Annotated in this window: 7 protein-coding genes and 3 pseudogenes; 6 read left to right on the top strand and 4 right to left on the bottom strand. The window is 60.7% G+C overall.

Translation table 11 applies throughout. The features are described from left to right. Positions 1–175: 175 nt before the first annotated feature. Positions 176–395, top strand: a pseudogene (locus tag HWX22_RS32025) (arsenical resistance protein ArsH); the annotation flags it as partial. Between the two features lie 151 nt (positions 396–546). On the opposite strand, the pseudogene HWX22_RS19815 reads toward HWX22_RS32025, so the two are convergent. After that, positions 547–744 (bottom strand): annotated as a pseudogene (locus tag HWX22_RS19815) (PDDEXK nuclease domain-containing protein); the annotation flags it as partial. A gap of 5 nt (positions 745–749) precedes the next feature. Here HWX22_RS19815 and HWX22_RS19810 point away from each other — a divergent pair. Continuing rightward, a pseudogene (locus HWX22_RS19810) lies at positions 750–1,712 on the top strand (MFS transporter); the annotation flags it as partial. Positions 1,713–1,736: 24 nt separating this feature from the next. Here HWX22_RS19810 and HWX22_RS19805 read toward each other — a convergent pair. Then, complete coding sequence (locus HWX22_RS19805) at positions 1,737–4,496, bottom strand: UPF0182 family protein (RefSeq protein ID WP_175910495.1); 2,760 nt, start codon at positions 4,494–4,496, stop codon at positions 1,737–1,739. A 324-nt stretch (positions 4,497–4,820) separates the two neighbouring features. Between HWX22_RS19805 and HWX22_RS19800 the strand changes: the two genes are divergently transcribed. Both HWX22_RS19800 and HWX22_RS19795 read left to right on the top strand, forming a co-directional pair. Further along, positions 4,821–5,240 carry a DUF1810 domain-containing protein gene (locus HWX22_RS19800; protein ID WP_175910485.1) on the top strand — a complete coding sequence of 140 codons (420 nt, stop codon included), beginning with the start codon at positions 4,821–4,823 and terminating at the stop codon, positions 5,238–5,240. A 56-nt stretch (positions 5,241–5,296) separates the two neighbouring features. Then, positions 5,297–5,611, top strand: coding sequence for a helicase (locus HWX22_RS19795; protein WP_175910483.1), 315 nt, complete (start codon positions 5,297–5,299; stop codon positions 5,609–5,611). 843 nt (positions 5,612–6,454) lie between these two features. Here the strand turns inward: HWX22_RS19795 and HWX22_RS19790 are convergent. Together HWX22_RS19790 and HWX22_RS19785 are read right to left on the bottom strand one after the other, a co-directional pair. After that, the gene (locus HWX22_RS19790) at positions 6,455–6,748 is read right to left on the bottom strand and encodes an H-NS histone family protein (protein ID WP_175910481.1); all 294 of its coding nucleotides are present in this window, start codon (positions 6,746–6,748) and stop codon (positions 6,455–6,457) included. A 393-nt stretch (positions 6,749–7,141) separates the two neighbouring features. Beyond that, positions 7,142–7,819: a response regulator transcription factor gene (locus HWX22_RS19785; protein ID WP_279610129.1), complete on the bottom strand. Its 678-nt coding sequence runs from the start codon at positions 7,817–7,819 to the stop codon at positions 7,142–7,144. A 423-nt stretch (positions 7,820–8,242) separates the two neighbouring features. Here HWX22_RS19785 and HWX22_RS32280 point away from each other — a divergent pair, with 423 nt between their 5' ends. Both HWX22_RS32280 and HWX22_RS32275 read left to right on the top strand, forming a co-directional pair. Then, on the top strand, positions 8,243–8,791 hold the full coding sequence (locus HWX22_RS32280; protein ID WP_347879259.1) for a transporter substrate-binding domain-containing protein: 549 nt from the start codon (positions 8,243–8,245) through the stop codon (positions 8,789–8,791). Next, a complete protein-coding gene (locus HWX22_RS32275; protein WP_279610130.1) occupies positions 8,691–9,185 on the top strand; it encodes a hypothetical protein in 495 nt (164 codons plus the stop codon). Before HWX22_RS32280 ends, HWX22_RS32275 begins: the two co-directional genes overlap by 101 nt. The last annotated feature ends 2 nt before the right edge of the window (positions 9,186–9,187 follow it).

Genomic DNA, 9,187 nt, shown 5'->3' with positions numbered 1-9,187 from the left:
GCGAGAAATAAGGTGCATCCTCGGGGCAAACTTCTCCGAATGGGCGGCGCTTCGCTTCGGTATCCGGCCATTCCCCGCCCACATCGCCGACCACCTCGCGCGATCGCCTATTAATCAGTGTTTCCCTAGAGCGCGCGGGCGGTCAGAAAGAATGTCGCCAACCTGGATGAGACAGGAACGGCATGGCGCGATGACGGCATCATGAAGCCGCAGATCGGCCGGATCCAGCTGTCGGTCTGCGCCGCGCGGCCGACACTGGGCAAACCGCTCGCGGTGATGCAGGTCGGCGACGATTGGCACTCGTTCAATGCGGTGAACCAGATACGCGTGCGCGGGCGCTGGACGCGTACGCTGACACTCCGAAGCGATCATCAGTGGCAAAGGCGTGGACGGAAAAGCCAAGACGCAATGCGTTTTTTTCATGGGGCCACAATCCGAGTGCCTGAGTCAGCTGGACTCTATGCTGGTCAGAAAAATCGACGAACAGCGCGGCAAACGAGAAGCAGTTCAGCGGATACGCCCGTTCACGACGCAGTTCGGTTGGGACTCTGCCGTGTGGATCCCGCTTTTTCCAAGTTCAAGCAATTCGATCTGCTCTTGCTTTCTCCCCGCACACAAGATGATGCCGATCGGCGGCGCTTCACCCGGCTCCTGCTCGTGCTTCGTGAGCCAGCGCAAGTGCAGCCTCATCTGACTTTTATACTCAGCCTTGAAGGCACCGAGCTTCAATTCGATGGCGACAAGGCATCCTGATCTATGCCGTCGGCTTTGTCGCGCGGCCGGTCGGCGCGGCGATCTTCGGCCACTACGGCGACCGCATCGGACGCAAGGCCACGCCGATCGTGACCCTGTTGCTGATGGGGCTCGCCACGTTCGCCGTGGCCTTCGTTCCGACCGACGCAACGATCGGCATCTGGGACACCGTTTTCCTCACGTGGGGCTGGCGCGCTCCGTTTTTCCTCAGCATCGTACTGGTCGCGATCGGGCTCTACATCCGCCTGAATATCCTCGAGACGCCGATCTTCGCGAAACTGCTGGCCGAGCGCCGGATCGAGAAAATGGCGATGCTCGAAGTGCTGCGCAAGCAGCCGAGGGGTATCGTGCTGTCGGCGTTTGCGCGAATGGCCGAACAGGCGCCGTTCTATATCTTTACCGCGTTCGTGTTCACTTACGGGATCACGGCGCTGGGCGCCACGCGCGAGTTGCGGCTGACGGCGGTGCCGGTGGCGTCCGTGGTCGAATTCTTCACCATTCCGCTGTTCGGTCATGTGTCGGATCTGATCGGGCGGCGGCGGATGTACATGATCGGCGCGGCTACCGTCGGCGTGTTCGGATTTCTCTACTTCGCGATGGTCGATAGCCGGAATCCGGTATGGATCTTCGCGGCCATCGGGCTGTCGCTGGTCCCGCATTCGATGATGTATGGGCCGCAGGCGGCATTGATTGCCGAGTCGTTTACCAGGCGGTCGCGGTATAGCGGTGTGTCGATGGGTTATCAGCTCGCTTCGGTCATTGCAGGCGGCTCGGCACCGCTGATCGCGACGGCGCTGTTTGCCTACTACCATTCGGGGTATGCGATCGCGGTGTATGTGTTGGCGTGCGCGGTGCTGAGCGTGGTCGCCGCATCGAAGCTCGGGGACTACACCAACAAGGATATTTCGCGGGAATACGACGACGCGCGAAGTCATGGGCACGCGCCACCACTGACCTGACCGGCAGTCAGGCAGGCGTCACACTCACTGCTTGTTGTCCGCTCGAACGGCGCCCAGCGCTTCGAGCAATGGTCGGAGCGCATCGAGTTCCGCGCCGAAGCCGGCCCAATCCCCCGCCTTCAGCCGCTCGATCGCACGATCGTAATGGGCGAGCGCGTCACGGGCGCGCACATCCGCGGCGCCGCCCGCCGGCGCCGCCGCCGGTCCCGGCCTCGTCTCCTTGAATAGCGCCGCGAGCGCCTCGCCCAGGTTTTCCTCCATCACGACGCGATCGCCATAGGCGGCGATCACCCGTTTCAGTTCGGGCAATTGGCCCGACGCCGCGCGCAGATAGAGCGGCGACACGTAGAGGATCGAGTGCTCGATCGGAACGACTACGAGATGTCCGCGGATTACGCGTGAGCCCATCTGGTTCCACAGCGAGATCTGCTGCGAGATTTCCGTGCTCTGCTGGATGCGCGCCTCGATCTGATAGGGCCCGTAGATCAGCTTTTCCTTCGGAAACGCGTAGACGATCAGTTTTCCGTACCCGGGCGAATCGCAACGCGCGGCCAGCCACGCGATCATGTTCTCGCGCTGGCTCGGCACCATCGGCAGCATGAGCACGAAGCCGGCCTGCGCGTCGCCGGGCAGCCTCATGATCGTGTAGTACGGCGCCATCTGCCGGTTCACGGCGTCGCCCCCGTCGATATCGCCCAGCGCACGAGGAAACTGCCAGAGGTCCTCGCGGTTATAGAACACTTCCGGCGCATCCATGTGATAAGCGCGGTAGAGGTTCGCCTGGATCAGGAACAGATCCTCGGGGTAGCGGATGTGCCGTTGAAGATCCTGCGGCATCGCGTCGAACGCCTTGAACATGCCGGGGAAGATGCGCGCGTAAGTCCGCACCAGCGGATCGGAAGGATCGCTGACGTAGAAGTCGACCGTTCCGTTGTACGCGTCGACCACCACCTTGACCGCGTTGCGAATGTAGTTGGCGCCATCGCCGACGCCGGGCGGCGCATACGGAAACCAGCGGCTGGTCGTGTAGGCGTCCTGCATCCAGAACAGGCGTCCGTTGCTTGCCACGACATAGGGGTCGTGGTCGAGCGCGAGAAACGGTGCAATCGTGCGTATCCGGTCCCGGATGTTGCGGTGAAGAAGGATCCTGCTCTCGTTCGTGATGTAGTGCGTCAGCAGGATGTTGGGATCGCCGAACTGCCATGCGAACAGGCTCCGTCGTACCGCACCGCCGATCGCGACACCGTCGCGCCCGCTGTAGGACGTGTAGACGTTGCTATCACCCTTCGGGTAGTCGAATTCGGGCACACTGCCCTTCACGATCACATAGCCCTGCCCGCCTTCACCGAAGTAGATGCGCGGTTCGTTGATCGCCGGTCCGCCATCGGCGACAGGCGGAATGTCGCGCAGATAGAGCGACGGCAAGCCTTCCGTGGATTTCTCCGTGACCGGCGACATCACGATGCCGTTGCCGTGGGTGAACAGAAGATGCAGGTTCACCCAGGTTCGGGCGTTCTCCGGCAGCATCGTATGCTCCAGTTCGCGCGCCGACAGCATGACCTGCCGGTAGCCGGAGTCGAGACGGTAGCGATCGATATCCACGGAAAAGAACTTGTAGTAGGTCCTGATCTCCTGCAACTGCGCATAGGTATCCATCAGCGGCTGCACATCCCACAGGCGGATGTTGTCGACGGTCGCGCGATTGGCCTGCAGCGACGCAAGATTCAGGCCCTGCTCGGCCGCGAACGGCTTGACCTCGATCTGCGCGAGACCGTAAGCCTGCCTCGTCAACGCGATGTTGTGCCGGATATAGGGCGTCTCGAGCTGCAGTTCGCTCGGCTTGACGTAGAACCGCTGGAACAGCGCGGGATAGACGATGCCGAGCGCAAACGAAGTGCCGAACACGAGCAGCACCGCAGCGGCCGGCAACTGATAGCCGGGCCGGCGCATGTTGACCACCATCGCAACGGCCGACGCAGTGGCAAGGCCGACGAGCAGCCATAACACCGGCAGCATCACGTGGACATCCGTATAACCAGCGCCGACCACGACACCGTTGTTGTCGTAGAGCAGCAGGAAGCGTTCGAGCCACCAGGACCAGGCTTTCAACAGGAAGAAGAGTGCCAGCAGCGCCGACCCTTGAACCGCGGCGGCCGACGAAAGCCCCTTCGGCGGGCGCAGCATGATGTCGCCGCGCAGCCAGTAGACGCCGACTGCGACGATCGCGCAGCAGACGACCACTTGCAGCAGCAGGTTCTTCAGCACGATCCAGACGGGGAGCGCGAACAGATAGAAACCGATGTCCTTGCCGAAGATCGGATCGTGCGCGCCGAACGGCACCCGATGCAGAAATCGAAGCGCAACATCCCAGCTCGACATCGCACCGGCGGCGATCGCAAGCCCGAGAATGACGGCGGTCACAGCGATGACCGCGCGCCAGGGAATGCGCGACGTGACCTCCCCTGCCAGGGCTCGCAGGACATCCTCCGCCCGCGTCGACGAAGTGTCCGCTACCTGCCAGACATCGACGGGCCTGGCATAACGATGCGCGAGCCACCCCGACGCGCCGATCGCGACCGCCGACACGGCGAACACGGCGACGAACAGCAGCACCCTTGCGGACAGGATCGTCCAGAAGACGCCGGCATAGCCGATTGACGAGAACCAGAGCCAATCGACCAACAAACCGGTGATGCGCCCGACGGCGATCAGGCAGGCGATGACGATCGCAGCCGCGATCCCATAGCGTCTCAGGCGTGGGACGGACGTTGCTTGCGAGCGCATCGAAGCTTCCTTTGCCGGGCCGTCATGCGTGGCCGGCCGCGACCGGATGGGGGTGTGCCGCCGATCCGTCAGCGAGAATCGCGGCCGGCCGCATGTCTGAATGCTACGCCCGTTGCCGACGCATCGCCATTCGGCGGCATGCGCGACGTCACCGGCAACGATCGAACGCGGTGCAGTGCACTGCAGCAAATTCGATCTCGCCGCCGCGGGACGCGATGCGCAGCCAAGGGAGTGCACGGTCAAGGTGGCGTTTGAACGCCATCCGGGTCACGCTCACAATAGACGTTCCGGCAGCTTTCCGCGCCGGAACGGACGGAGGGCGAAATGGACGATCCCCATGATCTTCAGCGCTTTGTCGACGCACAGGATTCGGTGTATGCGCAGGTCTGCGACGAGCTAAGGCACGGACACAAGCGAAGTCACTGGATGTGGTTCGTGTTTCCGCAGATCGAAGGGCTCGGCGACAGCGCGATGGCGCAACGATACGCGATCTCGACACTGGCCGAAGCCGTCGCGTATCTTCAGCATCCGCTGCTTGGCGAAAGGCTGCGGGAATGCACACGACTGGTCAATCAGGCCGAAGGCAAGTCGATCCAGTCGATCTTCGGGTATCCGGATTACCTGAAATTCCGGTCGTCGGTCACGTTGTTCGCGCATGCGACTGCCGACAACGGGGTGTTCGTGGAGGCGCTCGAGAAATATTTCGGTGGCGAGGCCGATCACGACACGCTTGCACGAATCTAGGCGGTGTCGGTCCTCGCGCCGCGTTAGAATAACGCCCCTTCTCATGGGAGACGACAATGTCCTGGTTCGTTTATGAAGTGCCCGAATACCACGAAGACGCTGCGCGCATTGAACCTTTCAGCGACCTGCGGAGCCGTGTACTGAAAGTCGCTGGCCTGGCCATGGCTGACGAACTGGAAAGCGTTCGCGAGAACGCCGCGGCGACAGCGGACACGCCCGAGCGCCCCCTGCGGACGCCGGAAAATCCGCAGGTCTTTCCGATTCCCTACGCCGACTCCATGATCCTGGTCGGGTTCATCTTCGATCTGAAGCGAGACTTCCGGCAACTGGTCGTGTCACCGGTAGAAATGCCCTGGTTGAACGACGCGTAAGTGATGGTCGGACCGGAAGCTGACGGGAGCGTTGCGCCTGTTCCCAAGCCGGGTAGTTGGCCCCACACGTCGGACCGAGTCGAACTGCGCAGAAATCGAAACAGGGGGAGATGCCCTGGATCTCGAATGGATACCGAGGCGCGGTCGACATCTTGCCCGACACGTTGCATCCGGGCGATCATGGAGACGTGCGCCCCATCCACGATTCAGTCGAAGGCAGGCGCTTCAAACGCCTCCCGTATCGGAAGCGTCAAAGGTCACCATTCCGGCGTCCCACCTCTCGCGCGCTAGCAATTGAGGATTGGCAAGGCCCGAGCGAAACAGGTACAGGCGTCTGGCACCGACTCGGGAGGGATGTCGACGGTAACGCGAAGGCCGGCAGGCACAAGGCGTCTGTCATCCACGATGCTCTACAACAACGACAACTGAGCCGGTGTGCTGGTGCGAACTGCTTGATCGCCCTCTCTTGGCGCCAGGCTCAGCCCGTCCGTGGACTGAGGACTCCCATCGTCCGGTCGATACTTTCGCACCCAATCGGCGCCAAGCACATCGGATGAGAACACAACGCCGGGCGCAATCTGAACAAGTTCGCTCATCCGCAGATTTTCCTAAGCGGACTGAACGTCGAAGTGAGCTGCGGCGTACTGCGCGCTGCAGTTCCACACTTCGACGCCGTCACGGGTGAAGGAAGCCCAACCGTCTTTGACGATCATCTCCGCACCGGGAAATACGTCACCATACCCATTTGCGGTGGCAGCGAAGACCGTTCGCTCGCGACACGTCGCCCAGTATTTCCCATCGGCAAGCGTTAGCGGTTTTGTGCTCAACCGGCAACTCGACTCACTATTTGATCAAGAACCGGTCGCGGTTCTTTGCTCCCGCAATCCATTGAGGGGCCCTGCCACGACCGCTCCATGTTGCGCCAGTCTTCGGGTCGCGATACTTCGGCGCAACCGGCGCAGTCACGTTCGTCGCAACCGCGCGGCGCCGTCCGAAAAGTTGCTCCGGCGTAATGCCATATTCGGCGATCTGCTCACGGATCGTCGTGATGATGCTGTCAAGTTCAGCAAGACGGACTTCTTCCGCTTGCTGTGCCAGCGCTTCGGCTTGGGCTTTCAGCTCGAGATAGGTAGCCATGTATGTGCAGGAACTCCGATTTAGAAGATTGACCGGTGGTCGAGATGGCTTTGGGCTTGAGCGAAAGTCCGCCGACCTCGACAGACTCATTATATTCGCGGTTTGGTAAGAACCAAACGCCTTGACTCCGCACGAGACTACCGTCGTGGTCATATTCGTGAATCTCGCAAGCGCTGCTGGCGCTCAGCGAGTGGTGCTCCACACGCAAAGTTCACGCTTCGGATTACCGATTTAAATTTACACAAATTCAATTATCCACTTCTCGCCAAGTTCAAATGTCTGGTTTTTGACCAATCGTAAGCCGACCGACGCTGGCAATCCAGCGCCGCAGGCTGCGATGGCTACAACGGAGTGGATCACGATGACAAGCCGCGAACCATGACCGGAGTTGATTCAGTGTTTATCGACCAACTTGCGGGCAGCGAACAATTCGGCATCGTTGCGGATACCGAGTTTACGATATGCGGATTGCTTTTGCGCGCTGATCGTCTTGGGACTTCGGAAGAATTTCGACGCGATCTCGGACACGGACATCCCGGCAAGAAAGCACCGCAACACTTCATGCTCGCGCGGGCTGAGCAGCAAATCCTCCGACGCCCCAGAATCGGACGACGGTGAATCGTTACCGATAGCGGCCCGCGCTTCGGCCCCACGCGAATCTATCGTCTTGCCCCACGTGATCCGGTTCGAGAGCTCGGTGCTTATAAATGAGTGACCACTTGCCACGACGCGGATCGCGCGTGCGAGTTCACCGAGATCATTGCTCTTGCCAAAAAAACCGAGCGCACCTGCGCGCATCGTCATGTTGACGGTCGCTGACGTATCGCTGCTCGACATCATCAGCATCCGACAATCGGGGAAGCGCGTATTGATGAGCTTGACGAGATCGAGGCCGTCGATCTCGTCGGGACCAAGCGTGTAGTCGAGTAGCACCACATCGGCGTGGTTCGCTTCGAGCCAGCGAATCAGGTCGCGCGACTTAGCGAAGCTCGCTACCAGTTCGATGGAATTCTTCTCGGTCAGGTAACTCGCAATCCCGAGTTGGACGATGGCATGGTCGTCCAGAATCACGACGCGGATCGGCTGGTGCCCAGGCCTCATAGTTACCCCTATCGTTGTTGTATACGGCGCGAAGACTAGCCCCGTTATTGTCGCGGCGTGCCATCCATGATTATTTCGACTAGCTTACCGGCTTTTCGGGCAATTTTTAAGCCTGGTGACTACATCCGCAGGTCCTGCGATCGCAATGCCGCACTGCGTTTCCACAACGAGGCGACCTATGACGTCGGTTTCGTTTTTCGGTTTTACCTGCGACCATCCCGGCGTCCGACACTCGTCTGAGGACCGTCCACGGCAAACCGGCCAGCAATGGTTGAACAACGTGAGCAAGCTGAGTTTGAAACGATGTGCCATGCTAATGAGCACACTCGTCTGGCCGACGCCCACGTTCGGATGGGCAAGCAGTTCGCCGCAGTTCACAACTGAAGAGAAGGCGTGGATTGCCGCGCATCCGGTGGTGTGCACCACAATCGATCCACATTGGCGCGGTTTGAATTTCGGGACCACGGGAAGGTAGTTGGTATCGTGCCGTCGTACCTCGATGCGATTTCGCGCATGAGCGGATTGCGCTTTGAGTATGTCAACGGCCTGTCATGGGCGGACTCGCAAGACGCCTTGATCTCCGGAAAGATCGACGTTGTGCCCGACGTATCGAAAAGCGCGGATGTGTCGATGTATCGCGACGGCGTCACTGTCGGCCAACCGTACTTCGTCGGCACGATGGCCGTGGTCGCGCCGGAACACCTGAACCTGTTCTTCGATTCTCGCAACAGCTCTATGCGCTGGCCCGATCAACCCGCAGCGACATGCCCGTGCTCGCGCCCATTCTCGATAAGTCGTTTGCCGCGATTTCCGCTCGCACGGGCGAGGAGATTTCGCGCCGATGGATGGAATGGACCGACTGCGGCGAGCCAACTCTGCGCTCAATCCTTTACTACCGACGCTGGCAGGTCACATCAACCGGCGCCACCGTATTCGCGCTAGCGGCAATCGCGCTCCTTTCGTGGCGCGCACGCGCCGCTGCGGTTCGCAGCGAGCGCGAAAAGGCAACGTTCCTCGCATTCATCAGCCACGAGATCCGCACGTCGATGCTCACACGATCGTTTCGTCGCTCGAGCTGCTGCAACAGTCTCAACTCACGCGGAAACAGGCAGGTCGAACGGATGCAGCCGTTGCCGCCTCGCAACTTGCTTGTCCAGCCAATTTGACCCTGCTGATCGATCAGGTCCGCACGCTGCAGATCGTGCTGAACCTGCTCGTCGATGCAACCAAGTTTACGTCGGAGGGGCCAGTATGGCTGCATGTCGACCATCTGGAAGGTAAGCCGGACACTGCCGGTTCACTTGTGATCGAAGCCCTTCAGCACGCGCGCGCGTAAGC

The organism is Burkholderia sp. BCC1638 (assembly GCF_902833195.1).
GTDB classification, from domain to species: Bacteria; Pseudomonadota; Gammaproteobacteria; order Burkholderiales; family Burkholderiaceae; genus Burkholderia; species Burkholderia diffusa.
This window is presented reverse-complemented; position numbering and strand designations above follow the sequence as displayed.

Bases quoted from the DNA above. Each gene is read 5' to 3' on its own strand.
- HWX22_RS19805 (WP_175910495.1), bottom strand. From the start codon at position 4,496: ATGCGCTCGCAAGCAACGTCCGTCCCACGCCTGAGACGCTATGGGATC.
- HWX22_RS19800 (WP_175910485.1), top strand. From the start codon at position 4,821: ATGGACGATCCCCATGATCTTCAGCGCTTTGTCGACGCACAGGATTCG.
- HWX22_RS19795 (WP_175910483.1), top strand. From the start codon at position 5,297: ATGTCCTGGTTCGTTTATGAAGTGCCCGAATACCACGAAGACGCTGCG.
- HWX22_RS19790 (WP_175910481.1), bottom strand. From the start codon at position 6,748: ATGGCTACCTATCTCGAGCTGAAAGCCCAAGCCGAAGCGCTGGCACAG.
- HWX22_RS32275 (WP_279610130.1), top strand. From the start codon at position 8,691: ATGGATGGAATGGACCGACTGCGGCGAGCCAACTCTGCGCTCAATCCT.